The sequence below is a fragment of the Flagellimonas ulvae genome (assembly GCF_049333175.1).
Lineage (GTDB): Bacteria > Bacteroidota > Bacteroidia > Flavobacteriales > Flavobacteriaceae > Flagellimonas.
This window is the reverse complement of record NZ_CP186325.1, coordinates 2087050-2111342: the sequence shown is the minus strand read 5'-3', so window position 1 is coordinate 2111342 and position 24293 is coordinate 2087050. Positions and strand designations below refer to the sequence as shown.

Below are 24293 nucleotides of genomic sequence, written 5' to 3'. Positions count from 1 at the left end.
AGATTGTTACGGTAATGCATAAAAATCCTTTATAGTTGTTTACTTGGGCTGTCTTTTACAAATACCAACCCAATTTTTATCTTAGCGAAAGCCAAGTTTTTGAAATTGTCCAACCAAACTTCTTTAACAACAGAAAAATCTTTAGTGGTTTTACCATTTAAAAATCTAAGTGGTGACGACTCTTACGAGTATTTTTCAGATGGTATCACTGAAGAAATCATAAATGCGCTTTCCAAAATAGATGGGCTAAAGGTCACGGCCCGGACCTCTGCATTTGCGTTTAAAGGCAAGCCTACCGACATCCGTTTGATTGGAAACGAGTTGGGAGTGACCAATGCCGTAGAAGGTAGCGTACGCATTTTCAAAGAACGTATTCGAATAACCGCCCAGTTGACCAGAACGGATAATGGTTTTTTGTTGTGGTCGGATAAATTTGATAGAAAATTAAATGATGTTTTTGAGCTCCAGGACGAAGTAAGTCTATTGATAGCTGACAAAATCAGAGAAAATTTTGGACACTTGGAAATTGAAGATTCCTTGTCTGAAATCCAAACTAATAACTTTTCCGCATATCAATGGTACTTAAAAGGGAGGTACTATCAACTTACCTGGAATCTGGTAAATATGGAAAAGGCCATTGGGTACTATGAACGTAGTGCTGAGGAAGACCCATCCTATGCGGAACCTCTTATTGCCATAGGTTGGTGTTACGCTATTATAGCAAGTTGGGCCCATATCGATAGGACTGATGGCCTGAAAAAGGCCAATTATTATGTGCAAAAGGGTATGAAAATGAATCCCAATTCTTACTTGGGGCACTTTACCGAAGCAACTATTAGTTTCTGGGGCAATTGGGAATTTGATAAAGGGTATGCCCAACTCATGGAGTGCTTTGAAGAAAATCAATATTTCTCTGAAGGTCGTGAGGCATTGGCAGAACTGTATACGGCCATTGGGTTATTTAACGAGGCTCTAATAGAAACCGAGCAGATTCTTAAAATTAACCCACTATCTCCTAATCATTGTTATACAACTGGGAATATTCATTACTTGATGGGCAATTATGAACAGGCTCTAGTGTATTTTGAAAAATCGTTGGAACGAGACCCAAGTTTTGATTTGAGTAGACATCTCAAACTCGCATGCTTATTGTTCCTGAATGAAAAAGATACCCTTTTTGAATACGCTTCCAATTTTTTGGATGATAACGTTCTTTTCTTTATCCAGGCAATTTATTCCTCAATAAATGAGAGTGTTCAATTTGAATTCGATGCGACCAAGTATCGTGAAGATTACAACATGATGTTTGCCTGGGACTTCTATTATCTGGTTCACACAAACCAAACGGAAAGGGCGCTTATCCTATTTGAGGAAATGATTCTTAATAGGGTTGGACAATTTGTGAATTTTCAATTTGACCCCTTTTTAGAACCTATTCGAGGTAATTCAAAATTCCAGCAATTAAAAACGCATCTTTTTGACAATGTTCAATTGTTGACCAATCCAGACAATGCTCATAAATCTGAGTCAAAAGAAAGTGTTTCCAAAACTGAATTGGAGCTGTTGAATCCAATACTACTCCAGTTATTGGATAAAGAAGAAGCATTCTTGGATGCTGGTTTGTCATTAAGGTCACTTGCTGAAAAAATGAACGTACATCCAAATACACTGTCCAAGTACATCAATGACCAATTACAAACTAATTTCAATGAACTGGTTAACAGCCGTAGATTAAAACACTTTCAAAAGATTGCGGTATTATCTGAAAACCGTCATTTGACTTTATTAGGATTGGCCTATGAAAGTGGATTTAATTCCAAAACAGTATTTAATACGTATTTTAAAAAAGTGTTGGGTGTAACTCCAAAAAAATGGGTGCAAGCGAATCATTGATTTGGTCTTTTTAGGAATACTCAGTATGGTAATAACTATCGAATGAAACATCCACTACGAAGTCATATAGAAGAAATCATAAGTCTTACCGATGAGGAATTCGAGTTTGTCTTAGAGCATTTTGAACAGGTCACTAGACGCAAGCATCAATTCCTAGTTCAAGAAGGTGAATACGTTAATAAAGAGTATTGGATTATCAAAGGGTGCACTAAAAGTTATTTCCTTGATGATAATGGCAAGGAGCATATATTGCGGTTTGCTATGGAAAACTATTGGATTACTGATTATGAATCCTTTGTGAAACAAGTTCCTTCAAAAATTTATATTGACTGTTTGGAAGACTGTGAGCTGTTGTATATTTCATTTGAAAACAGAGATAAGTTGACAGCGCAAATGCATAAAATGGAGCGTTTTTGGGCAAAAAAAAGCAAGTTAGGCAGAATAGCGCTACAAAGCCGGATACTCTCTCTCTTAAAAAATTCTGCCAAAGAACGATACGATTTGTTACTAGAGCAATACCCCAAACTTTTTCAGCGTGTCCCCAAAAAACTCATCGCTTCCTATTTGGGTGTTTCAAGGGAAACATTGAGCAGGCTTGGTTCTTAGATTTATTTTTAGAGTCGTTAAGCATAAAACTCTAAGTAAACACTAGACGCGTCCTGCAACAAAACTATGAGTGATACTGAAAAGCTCCTTTAAATCAAGAAAGAATGAATGAGAAAGAACAGTTAGCCGAATATTTGAGGCGATACGAGAAAATATCTATTTCAGACATTGACTATTTTTTTAATCTAACACAAAAAGTAGCATTCTCAAAGTCTGAATTTATACTTGAAGCTGGAAAAACCTGCAAGCATCAGTATTTTATAGTAAGTGGATTGGCAAGGGTTTTTCACATTGACGATAAGGGCAATGAGAAAATAACCCAATTTGCATTAGAGAATTGGTGGCTGACTAATTGGGACAGCTACAAGAACGGGATACCTTCAAAAAGTTACATTCAAGTTTTAGAAAATACAACCATTCTACAAATTGGGAGGCCGGAACTTGAAAAGGCCTTCTTAAATATTCCTACGCTTGAGAGAATTTTTAGGAAAATAACTGAAAATTGGCTCATAGCGATTCAAAAACATAGTGAATATTATCTCAATATGGATAGCAAAAGTCGGTATGAGGAATTCATTTCTAACTTGCCCAATTTCAGCCAACGGATACCACAATATATGATTGCTTCTTATTTGGAAATAACCCCCGAACATTTAAGTACAATAAGGTCTAAGGGTTTTTCTTAAGATACCTTAACTTCATTGGTCTTTCCCAAAAATATCTTTGTTCCGAGTTTAAAATAAAACAATAATGGAACGAATATCATTTAAAGATATCCCTCAGGAAATGATGGGAAAATTGATGGATTTAGAGACTTACATCAACAACTCGGGAATCGAGATGAAATTATTAGAACTGGTGCGCTTAAGGGTTGCCCAAATTAACGGCTGTGCCTATTGTGTTGATATGCACCATAAAGAGCTAAAAAACCTTGAAGAAACTGACCTTCGTTTGTCTTCACTTATAGTTTGGGAAGAGACTAAGTACTTTACAAATAGGGAAAGAGCCGTTCTTCACTTTGCCGAGATACTCACAAAACTAAACGGAAAACCCATAGCCGACAGTGATTACGAGGTCATCAAAGACTATTTTGAAAAAAGGGAAATCGTAATACTAACCTTAACAATTGCCCAGATAAATACCTGGACACGATTGATGAAAACCTTTCAAATTGAAGCAGGAAACTATAAAGTGGCCGAATAGGTAATTCTAGTAATGAGGTGTTATGAAAGACGGTTTAAGTACATACTTGAGCCGTTTTTTAGTTTATGTAAAGCCTAATGGTATTATGAGTGGGATGCGAGAAATCTACTACTTTTTATACACTTCAGAAAGGAATAAATGTGATATACATCACTATTAATTAGTGATTTAAGTCCTTCATGTCATCATTGCATCACCTCAACTTTGCAGTATAAAATTTAAATCATTTAAAGATGCCATTTATTAACATTAAGGTTACTGATGAAGGAGTAACCAAAGAGCAAAAACGTCAATTGATTAAGGGAACAACCCAAGTGTTGGTTGATGTATTGAACAAGAACCCTAAAACTACCCATGTGGTCATTGATGAAGTATCGATTGAAAACTGGGGAGTAGATTCAGAACAATATGCAGAACTTAAAAAACAGTAAAATGAAAAACAAAACCGCAATAATTACCGGAGCCTCCACAGGAATAGGAAAAGAAATCGCGAAATACTTTTTAGAACAGGGTATGAACGTTGTACTTAATTCTTCAAAAAAAGAAAACCTGGAAAGAACATTTAAAGAATTGGGTTCACCATCCAATGCGATATATGAAGTAGGCGATATCAGTAAAAAAGAGACTGGGCAAAAACTTGTGGAATTGGCCATTGAAAAATTCAAGTCCATAGATGTTTTGATTAATAATGCTGGAGTATTCTCACCAAAACCTTTTTTGGATGTTGAAGAAAATGACTTGGACCTTTTTTGGAATGTGAATTTAAAAGGTACTTACTACACTTCCCAAGCAGCTGTAACCCAAATGGTAAAACAACGAAGCGGCTCTATCATAAATATTGGAACCGTTTTGGTCGACCATGCTATTGGAGGTTTTCCAGCAACAGCCCCTTTGACAAGTAAGGGAGCTATCCATGCATTGACCAGACAATTGGCGGCTGAATTTGGTAAGGACAACATAAAAGTGAATACTATAGCACCTGGAATAATTCGTAGTCCTTTACAAGGAAAAATGGGAATAGAAGATGCCGATAGTTTAGCAGGACTACATTTGTTGAACCGTATTGGGGAGGCTAGTGAAGTTGCAGAAGCTGCCTACTATTTGGCTAACTCAGACTTTGTAACTGGTGAAACTATCAATATTGCAGGAGGCCATACTATAGGTCATAATGTTTAAAATTAAAATCAGAAAATTATGTATAAAGAGAATATCAAAAAAGTAGAACAGGTTATAACCAATTATTTCGAAGGTATCTTTTATGGAGATACTGAAAAGCTTGAATCTTGCTTTACCAACAATGCCATAATCTATGGTGATATCAGCGGAGTTCCCTACAAAAAAAGTAAAGGGGAATATATTGATGGTGTGAAAAATAGGCAAAGCCCTTGTGCTTTGAAAGAAGCTTTTAGAATGGAAACCATTGGTATAGATATTTTAGGCAATGTTGCTATGGTAAAAGTACACCTGCCTATGTTAGGCTTTAACTATTATGATTACTTATCCCTGACAAAAATTGATGGGGATTGGAAGATTGTGAATAAGATTTTTTCCAATGTAGCATAACGGTTGGTCACAATTGCTACTGTAAATCGTCATGCTAACTATATCCAGATAAAATGAAAAAGAAGCTTTTAAAATCTCTTAAGATTATTCTTTTGCTGCTTTCAGTTCTAGTCTTATTTGTAGTTATAGGTTTAATTTGGCCCTTGCCAAATATTGCACCTCCTCAAAAGCATGACGGTTTACTAATAAAATCAATTTGGGTTATTGATGTGAAAACTGGCACCGTTCTGGGACCTAGGAATGTGTTAATTAAAGGAGGAGTTATAGCAGCTATTGATAGTTCAGAAATTCTAGTTAATGACCCTAATACCTTATTAATTGATGGAAGCGGCAAATACATAATTCCGGGTTTATGGGACATGCATACCCATTCCAATCAACAATCTGAGTGGTTGCACCATCCCCTTTATATTGCAAATGGGGTTACGGGAGTCCGGGATATGTCTGGTCAATTAAATGAAAAAGATAGTTATTGGGTAGGTAGCAGGGAACGTTTGATTTGGAACGATGAATTGAACGATAATAAACGAGTAACCCCTAGATACGTTTTACAGAGTAGTTATCAGATGGATGGAGCCGCCTCTGTTCCCGATGGATACCCTGAATATTTTAAGCTCCTTAAGCCCGAGGATACTGACTCACTTTTACGCTTTTATCAAAAAGAAAAAGTGGATTTTATTAAGGTATATCAACAAATAGTACCGGAATCTTATAGACAATTGGCATTGAAAGCCCGCGAATATGATATTTATTTAGCAGGCCATAAACCAATGTTCGTTCCTCTTAAAGAAGCTGTTATGTTGGGGCAAAAAAGCTTTGAGCACGGACGTGTTTTTTTGTTCGAAGCCTTTCCCAATGCGGATAGTTTACGCACTTCAAAAGATTGGAAGGGTTATTTTTCCGTATCCAAGAAATCAATGATTAAAGATTTTGATTCAGAGGTAGCTATAGAACTTATGGAGTTAATGCGGGATTATGATGCTCATTGGGTGCCTACGCTACAAACCTTAAAGTTTGAAGCAAATGCCCATCGCCCGTCATTCCAAGAAAATCCAAACCTAAAATATGTTTCTATGGTAAGGAAGAAGCTATGGTGGGATTTTGATTTGAAAAATAATACAAGAAGAAATCAAGCAATGGGTATTGCTAAATTGAGCACTCATTTTTATGAAGCCTCAAAAGCCCAAGTTAGATTGGCCAATGATGTTGGGGTACCCATTATGGCCGGAACAGATGTAACCGATTCCTATGTTTTTGCAGGCTTCAGTTTACATGATGAATTAGAAGATTTAACAAAAAGCGGTTTGTCCAATCTTGAAGCACTTCAAAGTGCTACGATAGTTCCAGCAAGATTTGCTGAAAAAGATGGAAAGTATGGTAGCGTAGAAATAGGAAAAGCTGCCGATTTGGTAATCCTGAATGATAATCCGTTGAAAAATATTACTAATTCAAGAAAAATTGATGGGGTTATTATTAATGGTCTTTATTACGATTCGGGTAAAATAAATGAATTAAAACAGTTTACAGAATCCATGGCTGCCAGCTATCATTTAAATATCAAAGTTTTTTTCGGTCTCTTAAACAGTCCTTTGATTAGAGTACAGTTTAAAGATTGATTAAAAAGTTCGAAATCTCATAGTTACCCTGGCGTGGAGTAAGAAATGGTCTTCATGAATTTCGGCTTCGATGCTGTAAAATGTTTTTAATCAATTACTTAATCCTCATTTAAAAGTTCTGAATTTCATAGTTGGTTCGGGTTTTCATTCCCGAACGACTGCCTTTGCCTTTTGATTCAATTTTGTCCCAACAAAAAATTTAATAATCAAAAAGCGAACAGTTATGACAACTATTTCAAAAATTACCGGATTTCTTTTATTGACACTTTTTATCATCTTGACATCATGCTCAAGTGATGACGGCTCACAACCAATATTAACTGAACCAACGGGTATAAAAACTGCTGCTGACTTGGCAAAGTACCTTGAAATTATTCTAGATACAGAAGAAGTGCCTGGATTTGCAGTTTCTATTGCAAAGAACAATGGACTTATTTATCAGGAAGCTTTTGGATATGAAAACCTTCAAAAGCAAAAAACTTTTAGCAATGAGACAGTAATCAACATTGCTTCTGTAAGTAAAACTTTTGTTGCGGCGGCCACGGCAAAGGCCATTGAGCAAGGCTATTTTACCTTGGACACTCCCATTAATGACATCCTTCCAGTAGAAATCATCAATTTGGAAAATACAGATGCGATAATCCGTGTAAAGCATCTAGTAACACATACTTCTGGAATTGTTGACGACCCAAACACCTATTTGGTGGCCAATTATTTCGTGCTTCCCAATCAAAACATGACCACCAATGGAGCCAGTATTTTAACTGACGGCCTTGGTTTGGAAGTTTCGGAACCCATTGCTTTGGACGATTACCTGTCAGAATACTTCATTGAAGATGGTGAACTATACGGAAGCTCCAATTTTATAGCTGTTAATCCTGGTGAGACATGGTCATACTCCAACGTTGCAACAGCACTAATGGGGCTGGTTATTGAAGTCGCTACCGAGACCGATTTTGCTGTTTACGTAGATGAATATGTATTGCGTCCGCTCCAAATGAACGCATCAACCTTTGACGTTCTTGAAGTAAATCAGCAAGAGCAAGCAGTTCCCTATCTGGACAAAAACACTCCGCTACCATTTTACGGCAATCATGGGTATCCAGAGGGTAGTATTCATACCACGAATCTCGACTTAGGGCAATATCTGTTGGATATGACTATGGGAATTAAAGGTCAATCCAATATACTCTTCGGTCAAGAGTACTACGAATTGCTTTTCACGGAACAATTGTCAGTAGGCACGGTTCCATCTGCATTTGCAGAGAATCACGGTATGTATTGGTATAAGAACGGTGGCAGTTGGATGCAGGGAGGCAATAGTCTAGGGTTTTCCAGTCATTTAGAAGTAAGGGCAGATGGTAGTTCAGGTTTTTTTATCATTTCCAATATGGACGGAACCTTCTCTGAAAATGACCCAAAATGGGAAACCGTGAAAACACAAATTTCTCTGGGAGTAAAGGAATTTATTTCAAACAATTAAGAACTAAAAAAAATCAGCATCATGTTGAAAGGAAGCAAAACACCAAAAATACTACTTGCAGGAAGCACGGGATATCTCGGAGGATACATTGCCGAGGCAATTGCTGAGAAAGGGCTTTCAGCCAAGTTAATCGCCCGAAATCCAAAAAAGTTGGAGAAATATGAATCTGAAAAGATAGAGATAGTCCAAGCCGAAGTAACTAAACCTCAAAGTCTATTCCAGCTATGTAATGGAATTGACACAGTGATTTCAACTATTGGAATTACGAGGCAAAAAGATGGTCTAACCTATATGAATGTGGATTTTCAAGCCAATATGAACCTGCTGAATGAGGCAAAAAGAGCAGGGGTAAGAAAGTTCATCTATGTATCGGCCATCAATGGTGACAAACATCGAAATCTCAAGATTCTTGAGGCAAAAGAAGCTTTTGTTGATGAGTTGAAAGCTTCTGGATTGGAATACACGATTGTTCGTCCCAATGGTTTCTTCTCAGACATGAAGGAGTTTTTGACAACGGCCAAAAAAGGCAAGGTATTCCTTTTTGGAAAGGGAGAACACTTATTAAACCCTATTCATGGTGAAGACTTGGCCAAAATGTGCTTGAGCTTAATCAACGAACCTTCTCAGGAAAAAAGCTTGGGTGGCCCAGACATCCTGACCCAGACGGAAATAGCCGAGCTGGCGTTTGATGCGGTTGGTAAGGTTCCCCAGATTATCTATTTACCTGATTGGATAAGACGTTTGACCATTTGGGGATTGCGAAAGTTCACTCCGTTAAGCACGTATGGTCCACTGGAGTTTTTCTTGACATTAATGGCTGATGATAGCGTCGCCATGCGATTTGGAGAACGTCATCTTAGGGACTTTTATTTTGAAACCGCACGAACACTTTGAAATCAGAAATCATGATACTAAACATTCTTGAAAGCAAATGTCCCAACTGTCACCAAGGACATATTTACAATAGAAAAGGTTGGCATTTCAAATTGGGTAAACCTGAGATGAACAAAAAATGTAATCATTGTGGTTATTCTTTTGAAAAAGAACCAGGTTTTTTCTTCGGAGCGATGTATGTGAGCTATGCCTTGGGTATTATCGAAGCCCTGTTGACCTACGCTATTGGGAGGTTATTCTACGATGCCATGTTTGACTTAAGAATAGTCATTTGGATAGCACTAGTGCTTGTTGCACTTTCCTCGTTCAACATGCGGCTTTCAAGAACCATCTGGATTTACCTTTTCAAGAGAATTTAATAAGAAGGACAATGAAAAAAATATTGATAATCAATGGACACCCAGATAAAGAAAGTTTTAACTGGGCATTAGCCGAAAGCTATAGAAGAGCTGCTAAAATGGTTGAAGCTCAAGTTGAGACCATCAATTTGATAGAATTGGAGTTTGACCCCATTTTGAAATATGGGTACAGGATTCCTTACGAATTGGAACCTGATTTGCAGGAGGCCATCCAAAAAATAAAAGAAGCAGACCATATCGTTTGGTTTTTCCCCATGTGGTGGTACGGTTTACCAGCACTATTGAAGGGATTTATTGATAGAACCTTCTTGCCCAATAGTACATTTAAATATCAAAAAGGAAAGTTATTTCCTGATAAACTTTTGAAAGGTAAGACTTCCAGGATGGTAATCACATCAGATACGGTTAGTTGGTATCACAGTCTTTTCATGGGGAAACCTGTAATCAATCAAATGAAAAAAGGCGTCTTGGAGTTCTGCGGGATTCGACCCGTTAAGACAACGTATTTGGGTCCTGTGAAAAGTTCGACCATAGGACAGCGAAAAAAATGGATGCTGCTGGTCAACAAACTTGGAGAAGAATTAAAATAGTTTAAAAATATAAAACAAGAATTATGAAAAAAATAGTAGCTTTTTCTGGAAGTAACAATCCAGATTCCATCAATGAAAAACTAGTACAATCATTAATTAACAGGTATTCTGAGTATGATATTCGATTCATAGACCTTAAAAAGTTTGATGCCCCAATATATTCTCAGGAGATTCAATCAAATGGAATTCCTCAGCAGATTCAAGACCTATATCAGATATTCGAGGAGAGCGAAGGATTTATCATTGCATCACCTGAGCATAATGGATTACCCTCAGCTTTTCTGAAAAATATAATTGATTGGCTTTCTGTAATTACCCAACGTTTCTTTAATGACAAACCAGTTTTATTGCTGAGTACTTCGCCTGGTGCTACAGGTGCAAAAACGCATCTAGGCATACTGGCCAAATTGGTTCCCCTGTGGGGTGGAATTCTAAAGGGGACCTATTCGTTGGGCAGTTTTAATGAAAACTTCGACACTTCAACCAATAGCATCTTAAAAGAAGAAGAACGTAAATTGGTCAATAACATATTTAAGTCATTCATTGGTGAGGGTACGGAATTAAAAAGCAACAAAGTAGTTGTGCAGAACTACTTTAAGGCATTTCAAAGCGGTGATTTGGAGGGGGTATTGAACATTTTTCACCCCAGCTGCTACATTGTCAGTGTAAAAGAAGAAGAACGTCCAACTGAACAACTTCATGGAATTTACCGAACACGTGAAGAAGCAAAGCAATTCTTGGAAAACATTGTAACCCTATTTGAGACGAAAGACTTTACTGTAGATACCTTATATGAAGCTGAAGGAAATGTGGTGGTTTCTAAGGGTGCATTTTCGCATCTGGTAAAAAGCTCAGGAAAATTGTTCAATAGTAATTGGGTGCAATGGTGCTTGGTCGAGGACGGCATGATTAAGGAGTATCGTTTTTATGAGGATTCCGCAGCGTTGATTGAAGCTTCAAACATTGAACTTGTCGAGCAATGAAATCAAAAGCAATAGCACACCAATTTGAATTTTGGAAATATCTTGGTGAAGCTGGGAATTTCTTTCGTCGTTATGGTGGTTATTCCACTATTTCGGCGGAAGACTTTACTTGGCCCTCCAGAATATTTGATTTGTCGCGTCTTAATGTTAAACTGTTGAAGCAAACAATCCAATTAAAAGGAATGCCTCATTCAGTTGCTGTGGAAGATGGGGACAAAATTGGGAAAGAGCTGGAAAAAAATGGTTTCCAAATGAGGTCGGTCGTAGATGGAATGACGTTGTTATTGAAACCTTCCACATCGTTTTCAACATCCAGAAGTATTAACAGAGTCAGCAATCGAGAAGAAATTAAATTATTTGCCAATATTGCTTCAGAAGCTTTCGGATATACCATTTACCCTTCTTCTCTTTTTGGACTCCTTGGGGCAAATAGGGTGCAACTTTTTATGGGCAAATACAAAGACGATTACGTAAGTTGTGGTATCCTATTTTTAGATTCCAATAAAGACTCTGGACTTCACATGATTGGATTAAAAAATGACTTCAGAGGCTTGGGTCTAGGCAAAGCAATGACGTCACATTTATTGCATCATGCCATCAAAAATAAAAGTGAGCAAGTCCATTTGGTGGCTTCAAAATTAGGGTCACCTATCTACAACAAGCTTGGTTTTCTTGGAAACGGCTTTTTAAAATCCTACCAGATTTAGGGAATTACATCTGCGGAAACAAAAAAACCGGCAACTTGCCGGTTTTTTTGTGGTACCTCCAGGAATCGAACCAGGGACACACGGATTTTCAGTCCGTTGCTCTACCAACTGAGCTAAGGTACCTTTCCAGCCTTCTGCAAAGGCGGGTGCAAATATAATTTCAAAATTAGGATATACAAACAAAAACACGAAAAAAGGAAACGGTTTTTTAGTTTTGTTATATGAACCTTATTATTGACATAGGAAACAGTCTTACCAAGTATGCAGTTTTTGAGAATCGTAGGCTGATGCATTTGGAAACTTCGAAATCCAATCTATTCCTATCAAAAATCAAAGATGTTTTTGAAAACTTTCCTAAGATAGAGCATGCCATTATCTCTTCGGTGGGTAAGTTGGAAAACAAGGAAAAAGAGATTCTTGCTCTTTTTTGTAAAGCGCATGTGCTTTCACATACTTCCAAAGTGCCCTTTAAGAACAGCTATGCAACTCCTCATACCTTAGGTATGGACCGCATTGCTTTGGCTACTGCCGCATTTTATCAATACCCCAGAAGAAATGCTCTTATTATAGATATGGGTACCTGTATTACCTATGATATGATAAACGATGCTGGTGAGTATATAGGGGGAGCCATTTCGCCAGGACTTCACATGCGGTATAAAGCCATGCATACACAAACGAAGAAACTACCCCTATTAGCTCCAGAAGACCTTTTGGATTTTGTGGGCAATTCTACCGAAACCTGCATGCACAGTGGGGTAATCAACGGTTTGATAAATGAACTGAATGGAACAATTGGCCAGTACCGCGCTCGTTTTCAAGATTTAACAGTTATTTTAACAGGTGGCGACTCGCAATTTTTTGTCAAACGATTAAAAAATTCCATATTTGCGAACTCTAAATTTCTCGTGGAGGGGCTTAATTGCTTGCTGGAATACAACAAAAGCTAGATGGTAAAGAAATTTTTGATTGCATGTATCTGCATGGTCGCGCATGGTCTTTTTGCGCAAAACGGAACCAGATCACCATATTCATCTTTTGGAATAGGGGAACTTAGAAATAATAGTTCGATTGACAATCGCATGATGGGGGGTATTAGTATGTATGGCGATAGTATACATATTAATCTTCAAAATCCCGCTGCATACTCCAAACTTAAGTTAACCACATATACTGCTGCAGTATCCCATTCTGAAATTAGGTTGGAAGATTTTACGCAGGAGCAGAACAGTTCAGTTACCAATTTGGAATATTTAGCAATTGGACTCCCTTTATCCCCTAAAATGGGACTTGGTTTTGGTTTAATGCCGTTGTCCTCTGTGGGTTATAATTTGGAGAATATTGCCACAACTAATAACGGAGAAGAGGTTACCAATGTTTTTGCAGGAGAAGGAGGATTGAACAGGGTATTTGTCTCTTTAGGGGGAGAGGTTGTGAAAAACGTTAGCTTGGGTGCCACGGTGAACTTCAATTTTGGAACTTTGGAATATCAAAGAATACAGAGTGTGGAAGGAGTTCAATTTGGAACTCTTGACCGTAGGGAATCCAGGATAAATGGATTCGATATTAACTACGCCCTTAATTACACTCCACGTATAAAGGATAAGTATACGCTATACACTTCAGTGTTGGTGAATACCCAAGCAAATCTAGTGTCACAAAATGCGGAAACCTTGGGCTCTTTTTCCTTGGCTAATGGTCAGGAAATTGAGGTGATTGATGTGGATTTGGATGCCGCCAACTTGAGAAACACAGAGCTTAAGGTACCAACCCGATTTACTTTTGGTCTTGGATTTGGGCAGGATAAAAAATGGTTTTTGGGGGGCGAATATAGTTTTCAGGAATTCAGCTCCTTTAGCAATGACTTTCTGGGATTGGATAATGTGACCTACCAAGATGCCAGTAGACTTGCTTTTGGAGGGTATTATATTCCTGATTATAAGTCACTTTCAAGCTATTTTAAAAGAATTAATTATCGAGCGGGAGTCAAGTATGATGTAACTGGTTTAGTAGTGAATGGAAGCGAGATAAATGACTTTGGCATAAATTTTGGCTTTGGTTTTCCGTTGCCTAATTCATTTTCTAACGTAAACCTAGGTTTTGAGTTGGGTAGGAGAGGGACTACAGTAGCAAATTTGATTGAAGAAAATTACCTTAATATAAGCGTAGGACTTTCGTTAAATGCACGTTGGTTCCAGAAAAGAAGGATAGATTAATAAAAAAAATTAGTACATTAACCGCTTTAAAATTAGTAAGATGAAGAAGAAACTCTACTTAACGATGTTTGCGGGTCTCATGGCGATGGGTTTAAGTATGGCTCAAGCACAAAATCCTGAGTGCATGACCAATCTTTCCATTTACGCAGAACACGCTAAAGTCAAAAATTATGATGCAGCATACGAACCATGGAAAATGGTGTATGAAAGCTGCCCAGATATTAACAAGGCCAATTTTTCCTATGGAGAAAGAATCCTTAAGCATAAGATAAAGAATACGTCAGGAGCTGATAAAGATGGCTTCATTCAAGATTGTCTTGAACTGTATGATAACAGTTTGAAATACTTCCCAGATAAGTACAGCAAAGCTGAGGTAATCATAGACAAAGTATTGTTGAGGTTTGACAACAAAATGGTTTCTGATGATGAAATCTACGCAGAATTGGGTACTGCCTTTAAAGAGGATAGAAAAAATTTCAAAAACCCGAAAGCACTTTACCTATATTTTTCGAGCTTAGTGGATTTACACGGTTCAGGAAAAAAGGAACTTCAAGAAGTTTTTGATGTTTATGATGATGTCACGGAAAAGGTTGCAGAAGAAAACAAGAAATTAACTGGTTCCCTTCAAAAGCTATTGGCTAAAGAAGATTCAGGTACCGCTTTGACTTCCAAGGAGAAAAGACGTCTAAAGGCGTATACCACCAATTCTCAATCCTATGGTAAAATTGCTACAAGTATTGATTCTAAATTGGGTGCCCTTGCAGATTGTGGCAACTTGATTCCACTGTATGAAAAGAGCTTTGAGTCCAAAAAGACAGATGTAAATTGGGTTAAAAGAGCCGTTGGTAGAATGTTCTCCAAAGAATGTACAGACGATCCAATGTTCCAAAAATTGTTTGAAGCACAATTAGCTCTAGACCCATCTGCAGATGCATACCTATATGGAGGTACGTTAAAACAAAAAGCTGGAGATAATAAAGGAGCTATTGCCGACTTTAACAAGGCTGTGGAATTGGAAACGGACCCATACCGAAAATCCAATATTCTGTATAAGATTGCAACAACCGTACGTAGAAGCAGCAAGTCTCAGGCTCGCAGCTATGCGCAAAAGGCAATCAATGCAAATGCTTCCAATGGTAAAGCTTATCTTTTGATAGCTAATCTATATGCTGGTAGTGCTAATGCATGCGGTACTACGCCATTCGAAAAAAGAGCTATTTACTGGAAGGCTGCCGAAATGGCTAGAAAAGCAGGAAGAGTTGACCCATCACTAAGTGGAAGGGCTAACAAATCTGCCGCTAGTTATGCTGCAAAAGCACCTACCAAAGAAATGATTTTCAATTCTGGTATGGCAGGTAAGACCGTAACTTTCAGTTGTTGGGTGGGGGGAAGCGTAAAAGTTCCTAACCTATAAGGTGTTACCCATTTCTAAAAATATTTTTAAGAGTTTTGCCACGGTTTTCACCGTGGCAATCCTTTTTATGTCCTGTGGTGACGACTATGAACGCATAGGTGAGGAAGCCATAAAACCTGTATTTCCCCAAGGTGTGGCCCAAGGTTTTACCCTTGTCTATTCAGGGACCCAAGAAGAAGTGGGCACGGAGGATAAATCCAGCTCAAAAATTATTGCTATACTTACTAGTCCCATGTCTGAGGACTACGACAATCAATTCTTCAAGTACAAGACGTTCCCAGAAGGCTTACAGGTTGAGTTTTTTGATGAAAATGGTCAAAAAAGCGTGGTTGTCGCAGACTATGGTATTGTGTATACACAGACCAACTTAATTGACCTACAGGGAAACGTTGTTATCAAAACACACGACGGAAAGAAATTGGAAGCACCCCAGATGTATTTTGATCGCAAGAACAATTGGGTATTCACAGAAGAGAAATTTACCTATACCAATCCCGCTGATGGAACCATTATGGATGGAGAGGGAATGGATTTCAATCGAGATTTTAGTTTTTTTAAGGCTCACAAAACCTATGGGCTAATGACCATCAAAGAAGAAGATAAATAATGGAAAAATATTTAAAGTACACTATATACATCAACCTAGTAATCGCCATTCTATCAGCATATATGGCGGTTAATTTTTGGGAAACAGACCGAAATCGTGCCTACATTTTTATCTTTTTGGCAGTGGTGACGGCTTTCATGTTTTTTTTCAGAAGGCATTATTATAAAAAGTTCGAAGAAAGAAAAAAGAACAACAAATAATACCCGTAACTTTCTAATATGGATTCTCCCATATTGATTATTGTTTTATCCCTGCTTTTCTCAGCGTTTTTCTCGGGAATGGAAATCGCTTTTGTTTCGGCGAATAAAATCCATATTGAATTGGAGAAAATGCAGGAAGGCTTTTTTGCCAAGGTACTCGGTTGGCTCACGCAAAAACCTTCCAAATTTATCGCCACCATGCTAATTGGTAACAATATAGCCCTGGTTATTTATGGGTTTTTTATGGGCGATTTGCTTATGGATTGGTTTCAAACCTTAATGCCTACGCAAAACCAGTTTTTGGATGCGCTTTTGACAGATTTCAGCCTACTCACTCAAACCTTGATTTCCACATTTATTATTCTGATTACCGCCGAGTTTTTGCCCAAAGTCTTTTTTCAAATCTATTCCAATACTTTACTAAAGGTTTTCGCCATACCCGCATACTTCTTTTATCTTCTGTTCTCTGGGCTTTCTTGGATGGTCATCAAAATTTCCGATTTTATTCTAAAGGTATTTTTTAAGACTGAAGGGGACGAGGTCCAATTAGCTTTCACAAAAATGGAGTTGGGGGATTACATCACTGAACAGATGGAATCCGTTGAGGAAGAGGATGAGGTAGATTCCGAGATTCAAATTTTTCAGAATGCTTTAGAGTTTTCCACGGTAAAAGCACGGGAAGTGATGGTACCAAGAACGGAGATAACGGCAGTGGATTTGGATGAAACTCCGAAGAATCTGACCAAACTCTTCACCGAGACCGGATATTCCAAAATCTTGGTGTATAAAGAGAGTATTGATGAAATCATTGGCTATGTTCATTCTTACGAACTTTTCAAAAAACCAAAAACTATCAAGAGTATTCTATTGCCTGTGGAATTTGTTCCTGAGACCATGCTCATACAGGATATCCTAAACGTATTGACCAAAAAACGGAAAAGTATGGCCGTGGTTTTGGATGAATACGGGGGAACTTCAGGAATTATGACCGTAGAAGACATAATTGAAGAACTATTTGGTGAAATTGAAGACGAACACGATTCTACGGATTTGCACGAAGAGCAGTTGAGTGAAAACGTATATAAGTTTTCCGCTCGGTTAGAAGTGGACTACATCAACGAAAACTACAAATTAGAACTTCCGGACAGTGAAGAATATGAAACTTTGGGCGGATTGATAATGAATGGCATTGCAGAAATTCCAGAACAAGATTCAGAAATCAAGATGGATAATTTCATATTTCGCATTTTGGAAGTATCTAATACAAAAATTGATTTGGTCACCGTTCAGGTGCTCGTTGAAGATTAACACCTTACCCTCCTTTTCCAACTTTCTAATTTGAAAAGAAAATGGTATTTTCGCCCACTGAAATATAGAAAACTAGCGCAGAATGGCAATATTGGAGAATATCAGAAAACGGACTACCGTACTAATTTTAATTATTGGTTTGGCCTTGTTCGCATTTGTAATCTCAGGAGTTTTTACCAGTAATGATTTTGGAGGGGCAAAAGTAGGTTCTGCAGTAGCGGAAATCAATGGAGAAAGCATTTCTATAGATGACTTCCGAAGAGAAGTGGAAAGCGCTTCCAGAAGATTTGGACCAAACTTTCCTTCAACGCAACTGGTGAACACAGTTTATGACCAACAGGTTAGAAAAGCTCTTTTAGGACAACAGTTCGAAGATTTGGGCATTAATGTAGAAAGCGACCAAATTGTAGAATTTGTGAGAACTTCTGGTTATGCACAGATTCCTGATTTCTTGGATGAAAATGGAGTGTTCAATGAAGAGGTTTTCAGAACTGCCATCGCAGATTGGAGCATTAATAATCCCGCTCGTTATGAAGATTGGTTAGGTATAGAAGAAATCATCATCCAGTCTGCCAAAGAGCAGATTTACTTCAATCTTATTAGAGGAGGTGTGGGAGCTACGCTTTCCGAAGGTGAATTTGACTATAAGATGGCCAATGATAAAGTTGATATTCAATATGTACGTGTACCGTTTACTTCAATTGCCGATAGTACCATACAAGTATCCAAGAGTGAAATAGAAGCTTACGTAAAAGAACATGCTGATGAGTATAAACAAGAGAAAGCAAGGGATATCCGTTTTGTATACTTTGAGGAAAAAGCATCATCTGCTGATGAAAAGGTAAAAGAGGATGAGCTTATTGCTTTGCTAAGTGATTCTGTGGAGTACATCCAAGAAACCAATACAACAGATACTATCCCAGGATTTAGAAATACAACGGATTTGGCAGCTTTCTTGGATAGGAACTCTGACACCAAGTTTGATACTATTTATAAGGCTAAAAATGATTTGCCTGCTGTTGTTGCAGACACCTTATTGGCCATGAACGTAGGGGAAATCCATGGGCCCTACCGGGATGGTGACTTTTTTAAATTGAGCAAGGTGGTGGACAAAAAGTCCAATGGTTCAGTAAAGGCGAGCCATATTCTTATAACCTACGAAGGTGCTGAGCGGGCTAATCCATCCATAACAAGGACCAAAGAAGAAGCTGAGGCCAGAGCTAACGAGCTTCTGGCGGATGCCAAGGAAGAAGGAGCCCAGTTCACGGCATTGGCTCGTGATAATTCTGATGGTCCTTCTGCACCAAGAGGTGGAGACCTTGGATATTTCCAAGAAGGCCTTATGGCAGATGAGTTCAATGATTTCTGTTTTGGAAATGATGTTGGCACCATTGGTTTGGTTGAAACCCAATTTGGTTTCCATGTCATTAAGGTCGATGATAAGCAAGATGTGATTCAAGTAGCTACACTGACCCGTGAAGTGGAACCTTCAGAAGAAACCATAAACACCTTGTTTACTGATGCTACAAAATTTGAAATGGCTACTTTGGATGCTGAAGCTGAATCTTTTTCAAGCATTGCAAGTGAAAGTAACTACACGGTTCGTCCAGTAAACAAAGTGAAAGAATTGGATGAAAATTTACCAGGTTTGTCAAATCAACGTGGTATCGTACAGTGGGCTTTTAATGATGACACAAAAGTAGGCGACATCAAACGTTTCAATGTAAACAACGGATATGCTGTAGTGCAGTTAACCAAAAAGTACAAAGAAGGCCTGATGACTCCTGAAGATGCTTCGGCCACTGCTCTACCCAAAATTAGAAAAGAGCGAAAGGCAGAGCAAATATTGAGTGCAAACCAAGGTAAATCCATGGAGGCCTTGGCATCCGATAATGGAGTGGTTGCCTCTACGGCTACCGCCTTGACCATGAAGTCACCAACATTACCAGGTGCTGGAAGAGAACCATTGGTTGTGGGTACGGCTTTTGCCCTCGGTCAAGATGCAACTTCTGGACTTATCCAAGGTGAAACAGGAATTTACATGATAAAGGTGACCAAAAAAGAATCTGCTCCCGAGTTGGAGAATTTTACAACCTATGCCCAGAACTTAAAAACAAGTTCATCGACTAGGGTAAATGGAGATGTATATAATGCGCTTAAAGAAGGTGCTGAAATAGAAGATAAGCGGGCTACGTTTTACTAGTAGAATGGATAACGATTTAAAAAAGCCCCTTTTAAGGGGCTTTTTTTATAAGCCTTATTTACTTAGGCTCTTCTTGAACCGTATTTACCAATTCCTTTATTGAGACACCATCTATCAAAACATCTTTAAGTACGGCATCCCCTTGCTTTACACTTACCAATGCATATGCGGTTTTTGTAGTATCCCTTCGGGACTCTCGATAGGTAATTTCTGCCTCAGGTGCTTTGAATTCTTCCATATAAAAACGGTCAAAAGGATAGTCAACATTTAGCTGACTATTATTATGTGAAGTAATAAAACCAACTTTGGCCTTTACAAAATCAGTTTTTCCTTCAGGTTTCTCCTTGGCAATGGAATGAATGGAAACAAAACCTTCTTCATCCTCTTTTATGGAAACATAAATATCTTCTCCTCGTGTCCAATCATGGTCTTTGGGAATTGGAACTCTGGTATTGTTGAAATTTAGTACAATATACTTCCCTCGAAATGGGTCGTTGGGGTCAATGGGAGCGGTTTTGAATTTAAATTCTTTTCCTGTCTTTAATACATCTTCATTGTTCCATATCATCTTGGCTGGCACATAAAGCTGTGCCAAGGCGACAAGTATAAATAAAGGCAAGACTAAGTTTTTACTGTTCATTTATTCTTTTTTTAAGCATCAAATAATTTGCAAAGAAGAATCCAGCTCCAACAGAAACAAATAGTATTCCTCTTATGACAAAGCTCAAGTCTGTATCAAAAAATCTGCAAGCCACTAATATGGTGATGATAATAAGGCCGTAGTTAAGAATGCCCAAATGGTTTCTTTTACTCCCTTCTCGTATGGTCAGTATACCGATTACAAAAACATAGATGTTTATCAGAATAACCGAAAATGGTAAAGAAATTCCTAAAAGAAAGGCGAGGACAAAAAACAAAAATAGGGGAGCCATGGGTTTGATATTGCTCAACGGTTTGTTTTTTAAATTGAAATAGAGCATGGCTACTGCCACTAAGGTTAAAATACTGGAGATGAAAAACTCTTGTGAAGAAAGTATCCACTCAAATGAGAGATTTTTTCTTTGCAAATCTTCCCAAAACCAATCAAAACTTAGAATAAATAATAGCACCAAGGAGCCCAAGGAACCAATAATCTTATATCCATTGAATCTTGTTTTAAATTGCTGAAACTGGTTCAAGTCTGCTATTAAATAGAATATCCCAAAGAGACTAAAGTAGGCCACGTACATCAACTCATCTGTTTTGTCCGCCAGAGTTCCAAGTACAATGGTTAAGGATAAAGGAATTATCCAATTATGGAAAATGGTAAAATTACTTTGAACCTTATTTTTTAAAAGCAAATAATAGAATGGTAAGACCCCCACTAACAACAGCCAATACCAATTTGAATCCTCGTAGGGGTAAGACCAGTAACTGGATTCGCAGGCATAGTAAGTAAGACCAACAATTACTAAAAGTGATAGACTGCCGGACCTCATTAGATAAATCATGGGTAGAATGATTAACATCCACGTTAATAAAAAGGAACTCAAATCCCCAGGAATATTATAAATCTGACTGACTAAGGAGATACTCGCCCCTACGGCGAAAAAAAGAAAAGTGGAGGTGCTTTCCCGCCACGTCATATTCTCTTTTTTCTTGAACAAAGTGTATCCGCAGAGAAATTGCCCAATCAACAGGGGTAAAAACGCAAAAAACGTCTTTATGGGTTTGGAAAGCTCATCCCAATTGTGTGCAATGATTAGTATAATGCCCAGGCCTACTAAAATGGCACCCAATATGCCAAAGACTATAAAAAGGCGATTGGTATTGGATGGATTTTCATTTCTGGTTTGATAATACCCCTTAATGTCATTGGCAATATCTTCTGTAATGACATTAGCTTCTACTAAATCCTGTAAATCTTTGAGAACACTCATTTTCTGATTAGATTGTCAACTAGCAACCCCATGTGTTAAATAAGGGTTTTGTTGGATTAGGCGTTAGTTTTTTCTATGGAAATATAGTGAAACCGTTGCACTGTGGATTTAATGAATTCATAAACTACCTGTTTAAATTTATGAATTGTGGAAAAAGCTTGGTAGATACCAATGCTAAGAAAGAGTCATCTGACTATAGGAGAGAATGGTCCCAAACCCTTTTTCTTTAAAAGATACTATAGAGTTTTCATCACCGCTTACCAATACAAAATCTCCACCCCAAGCGCCTAAACTCTTAATTGCTCCTGGATACTCTGGAAAAAGTCTAGATTTTACGGGTTCCAGACCCAATATTTTTGAAAGTAGGGTCTCATGTTTTTCCAAAAGGATTTTGAATTCGTTTAGAGTATCACAGCCTACCATCTTTTTGGTAATGCCATTGATTTCCATTATCAATTGGTCTTTGTCAAAAGATTGCTGGCGATAGGCTTCAATAGCTTTTTTACTGCTCTGTTTTTGGTTGAGATATACAAAGTATAAAGAGTCCTTAAAGGGTGGATCAAAAGCAACAGGTTCAGCTATAGGCTGTCTGTTCCTAACACTGTATACAATAGGGGTGTTATACTGGGCACAAGCAATGTCATATCCGCTTCCACCAAAAGCATTCCACAGCAGTTGATAGGCATCTATTTTAGCCCATTGCGCAATGTTGTTTATAAGAGTGGATGAACTGCCCAGTCCCCAATGCCTAGGAAAAGTCAAACGGGAGATAGCTTCAACGCCATTACCTTCTTCAAGGAAATTAGGGTTCTGTTTCCTTGCCTCAGTCAGCAATCCTTGAAGTGTTTTGGCCACTTCGCTATCTGTGGAACGGTTAATTGAAAAATTAGTAATTGAAAGTTCAGCTTCAAACCAAACAGTTCCATCATGGGTTATACTTTTCCAATGTAGAACCGGTTTTTCAATATCTCTAACAGATAAAGACTGACCGTATTTGGTAGGGATGGCCAAACCCTGGGCACCATCCAAAATGGCATATTCTGCGGACAGCAATAATTTTCCATTACTGTAAAACTCTTGCTGCATCTAAGACCTAAGATTTTGTAGTGCCTCTTTAACGGATGCATTGGTCACGGTACGTTCTTTAAAGTACTGGACCAATTCTTTTTTCTCGGTATCATTGGCCCCCATCTGATTCAATATGTTGAGCAAGTGCATTTTCATATGTCCTTTCTGGATACCTGTGGTCACCAAAGAGCGTAGGGCCGCAAAGTTTTGAGCCAATCCAGCGACTGCAATAATCTGCATCAATTGTTTTGCTGTTGGATTTTGAAGGATTTCCAATGCCAATTTCACCAAGGGATGTAAAGAAGTGAGCCCTCCAACTGTACCTAAGGCCAAAGGAATTTCAATCCAAAATTTAAAAATGTCATCTTCAATTGAAGCATGGGTCAAGCTAGAATATGAACCTTCCTTGGCTGCATAGGCATGAATCCCTGCCTCAATGGCCCGAAAATCGTTTCCTGTGGCAAGTACCACAGCATCAATACCGTTCATAATACCTTTGTTATGGGTAACTGCCCTAAATGGTTCTGCTTTTGCAATTTGAACGGCTTGTATCATTTTGTTTGCAAATTCGTTAGCGGGCATTCCTTCCTCTTTTAAGGCCTCAATAGGGCAACTTACCTCTGCTTTTACCACACAATTTGGCACGTAGTTGGAAAGGATGCTCATCACAATTTCAATGGACTTTTCATCTTCAGTAAAATCAGAATACCCTTTGGCCTTATCCTTTAAGGTTCTTGCAAATTGTTCCAAACAGGAGTTGATAAAGTTGGCACCCATGGCATCCAAGGTTTCAAAGGTGCAATGCAACTGATAATAGCTGGGAATGGCATCGGTTTTATCCCGAAGTTCAATATTTGTAATACCTCCCCCTCTTTTTTCCATACTTTCGGTAATGTCCGAAGTGCTGCTTAGGAGGTTTTGTTTAATTTCAGAAAAAAACTGGGAGAGTTTTGAAAAATCACCTTGGTACATAAAATGGACTTGACCCACTTTTTCCGTTCCGAGTACTTCAGTTTTGAATCCTCCTCGCGAAAGCCAGAATTTTGCTGCCTTGCTCGCGGCCGCAACTACGGAACTTTCTTCTATGGCCATGGGAATGGCATAATATTCCCCATTGATGAGAAAATTGGGTGCTATGGCAAAGGGCAGGTAATAATTGGAGATGGTGTTCTCTATAAATTCGTCATGAACCTTCTGTACTTTACCATCTGAGTTCCAATACCGTTTTAGCAGCTCCTCGGTTTCTTTGGGGTGTTTGGTAAAATTTTGGGCAATCCACCGGATTTTTTCTTCTTTGGAAAATTTGGAAAATCCTTCAACAGGTGTCTTCATAAGGTTTGGTTCTGCTGCTAAAATATAAACATTGTGTACACTTTTGTTGTACCGAGCGGAAATAACTGTTGCAATGGCAACAATAAAATTTATATTTCGGATAAATATTAGTAAACTTGGTAGATTTTA

General features: G+C 38.1%; 24 protein-coding genes and 1 tRNA gene. 20 read left to right on the top strand and 5 right to left on the bottom strand.

The window, feature by feature from the left end; genetic code table 11:
* The first annotated feature begins 105 nt into the window (after positions 1-105).
* From ACOKFD_RS09695 to ACOKFD_RS09630, 14 genes are all read left to right on the top strand, one after another.
* Entirely contained in the window at positions 106-1893 is a 1788-nt protein-coding gene (locus tag ACOKFD_RS09695) for a helix-turn-helix domain-containing protein (protein ID WP_422857747.1), read from the top strand.
* Between the two features lie 42 nt (positions 1894-1935).
* Entirely contained in the window at positions 1936-2499 is a 564-nt protein-coding gene (locus tag ACOKFD_RS09690) for a Crp/Fnr family transcriptional regulator (RefSeq protein ID WP_422857746.1), read from the top strand.
* Between the two features lie 104 nt (positions 2500-2603).
* A complete protein-coding gene (locus tag ACOKFD_RS09685) occupies positions 2604-3185 on the top strand; it encodes a Crp/Fnr family transcriptional regulator (protein ID WP_422857745.1) in 582 nt (193 codons plus the stop codon).
* A 64-nt stretch (positions 3186-3249) separates the two neighbouring features.
* Complete coding sequence (locus ACOKFD_RS09680; protein ID WP_422857744.1) at positions 3250-3702, top strand: carboxymuconolactone decarboxylase family protein; 453 nt, start codon at positions 3250-3252, stop codon at positions 3700-3702.
* 233 nt (positions 3703-3935) lie between these two features.
* Positions 3936-4133 carry a tautomerase family protein gene (locus tag ACOKFD_RS09675; protein WP_422857743.1) on the top strand — a complete coding sequence of 66 codons (198 nt, stop codon included), beginning with the start codon at positions 3936-3938 and terminating at the stop codon, positions 4131-4133.
* Between the two features lies 1 nt (position 4134).
* Entirely contained in the window at positions 4135-4878 is a 744-nt protein-coding gene (locus ACOKFD_RS09670) for an SDR family NAD(P)-dependent oxidoreductase (RefSeq protein ID WP_422857742.1), read from the top strand.
* 18 nt (positions 4879-4896) lie between these two features.
* Entirely contained in the window at positions 4897-5265 is a 369-nt protein-coding gene (locus ACOKFD_RS09665; protein WP_422857741.1) for a nuclear transport factor 2 family protein, read from the top strand.
* Between the two features lie 53 nt (positions 5266-5318).
* The gene (locus ACOKFD_RS09660) at positions 5319-6881 is read left to right on the top strand and encodes an amidohydrolase family protein (RefSeq protein WP_422857740.1); all 1563 of its coding nucleotides are present in this window, start codon (positions 5319-5321) and stop codon (positions 6879-6881) included.
* 223 nt (positions 6882-7104) lie between these two features.
* Complete coding sequence (locus ACOKFD_RS09655; RefSeq protein WP_422857739.1) at positions 7105-8364, top strand: serine hydrolase domain-containing protein; 1260 nt, start codon at positions 7105-7107, stop codon at positions 8362-8364.
* A 21-nt stretch (positions 8365-8385) separates the two neighbouring features.
* Entirely contained in the window at positions 8386-9258 is an 873-nt protein-coding gene (locus tag ACOKFD_RS09650; RefSeq protein ID WP_422857738.1) for an SDR family oxidoreductase, read from the top strand.
* An 11-nt stretch (positions 9259-9269) separates the two neighbouring features.
* Positions 9270-9617, top strand: coding sequence for a DUF983 domain-containing protein (locus ACOKFD_RS09645; RefSeq protein WP_422857737.1), 348 nt, complete (start codon positions 9270-9272; stop codon positions 9615-9617).
* A gap of 11 nt (positions 9618-9628) precedes the next feature.
* Positions 9629-10207: an NAD(P)H-dependent oxidoreductase gene (locus ACOKFD_RS09640; protein ID WP_422857736.1), complete on the top strand. Its 579-nt coding sequence runs from the start codon at positions 9629-9631 to the stop codon at positions 10205-10207.
* 23 nt (positions 10208-10230) lie between these two features.
* Positions 10231-11190, top strand: coding sequence for an NAD(P)H-dependent oxidoreductase (locus ACOKFD_RS09635; protein WP_422857735.1), 960 nt, complete (start codon positions 10231-10233; stop codon positions 11188-11190).
* Positions 11187-11897, top strand: coding sequence for a GNAT family N-acetyltransferase (locus tag ACOKFD_RS09630; protein WP_422857734.1), 711 nt, complete (start codon positions 11187-11189; stop codon positions 11895-11897). Before ACOKFD_RS09635 ends, ACOKFD_RS09630 begins: the two co-directional genes overlap by 4 nt.
* Before the next feature lie 50 nt (positions 11898-11947).
* Here ACOKFD_RS09630 and ACOKFD_RS09625 read toward each other — a convergent pair.
* Positions 11948-12020: transfer RNA gene (locus tag ACOKFD_RS09625), tRNA-Phe, on the bottom strand.
* A 98-nt stretch (positions 12021-12118) separates the two neighbouring features.
* On the opposite strand from ACOKFD_RS09625, the gene ACOKFD_RS09620 reads away from it, so the two are divergent.
* The 6 genes from ACOKFD_RS09620 (at position 12119) to ACOKFD_RS09595 (ending at position 19845) form a co-directional block, all read left to right on the top strand.
* Positions 12119-12847, top strand: coding sequence for a type III pantothenate kinase (locus ACOKFD_RS09620; protein ID WP_422857733.1), 729 nt, complete (start codon positions 12119-12121; stop codon positions 12845-12847).
* On the top strand, positions 12848-14113 hold the full coding sequence (locus ACOKFD_RS09615; RefSeq protein WP_422857732.1) for a hypothetical protein: 1266 nt from the start codon (positions 12848-12850) through the stop codon (positions 14111-14113).
* 40 nt (positions 14114-14153) lie between these two features.
* Entirely contained in the window at positions 14154-15527 is a 1374-nt protein-coding gene (locus ACOKFD_RS09610; RefSeq protein ID WP_422857731.1) for a tetratricopeptide repeat protein, read from the top strand.
* A 1-nt stretch (position 15528) separates the two neighbouring features.
* Positions 15529-16134, top strand: a complete 606-nt coding sequence (gene lptC / locus ACOKFD_RS09605; protein ID WP_422857730.1) for an LPS export ABC transporter periplasmic protein LptC — start codon at positions 15529-15531, stop codon at positions 16132-16134.
* 218 nt (positions 16135-16352) lie between these two features.
* Positions 16353-17642 (top strand): hemolysin family protein, encoded by a 1290-nt coding sequence (locus tag ACOKFD_RS09600; RefSeq protein ID WP_422857729.1) that lies wholly within the window; start codon positions 16353-16355, stop codon positions 17640-17642.
* Between the two features lie 82 nt (positions 17643-17724).
* Positions 17725-19845, top strand: coding sequence for a peptidylprolyl isomerase (locus ACOKFD_RS09595; RefSeq protein WP_422857728.1), 2121 nt, complete (start codon positions 17725-17727; stop codon positions 19843-19845).
* 58 nt (positions 19846-19903) lie between these two features.
* On the opposite strand, the gene ACOKFD_RS09590 is transcribed toward ACOKFD_RS09595, so the two are convergent.
* The 4 genes from ACOKFD_RS09590 to ACOKFD_RS09575 form a co-directional block, all read right to left on the bottom strand.
* Complete coding sequence (locus ACOKFD_RS09590) at positions 19904-20485, bottom strand: GDYXXLXY domain-containing protein (protein WP_422857727.1); 582 nt, start codon at positions 20483-20485, stop codon at positions 19904-19906.
* Entirely contained in the window at positions 20475-21764 is a 1290-nt protein-coding gene (locus ACOKFD_RS09585) for a DUF2157 domain-containing protein (protein WP_422857726.1), read from the bottom strand. The genes ACOKFD_RS09590 and ACOKFD_RS09585 overlap by 11 nt, the downstream gene beginning before the upstream one ends.
* 174 nt (positions 21765-21938) lie before the next feature.
* Positions 21939-22850: a GYDIA family GHMP kinase gene (locus ACOKFD_RS09580; RefSeq protein ID WP_422857725.1), complete on the bottom strand. Its 912-nt coding sequence runs from the start codon at positions 22848-22850 to the stop codon at positions 21939-21941.
* Entirely contained in the window at positions 22851-24164 is a 1314-nt protein-coding gene (locus tag ACOKFD_RS09575; protein WP_422857724.1) for a hydroxymethylglutaryl-CoA reductase, degradative, read from the bottom strand.
* Positions 24165-24293: the final 129 nt, after the last annotated feature.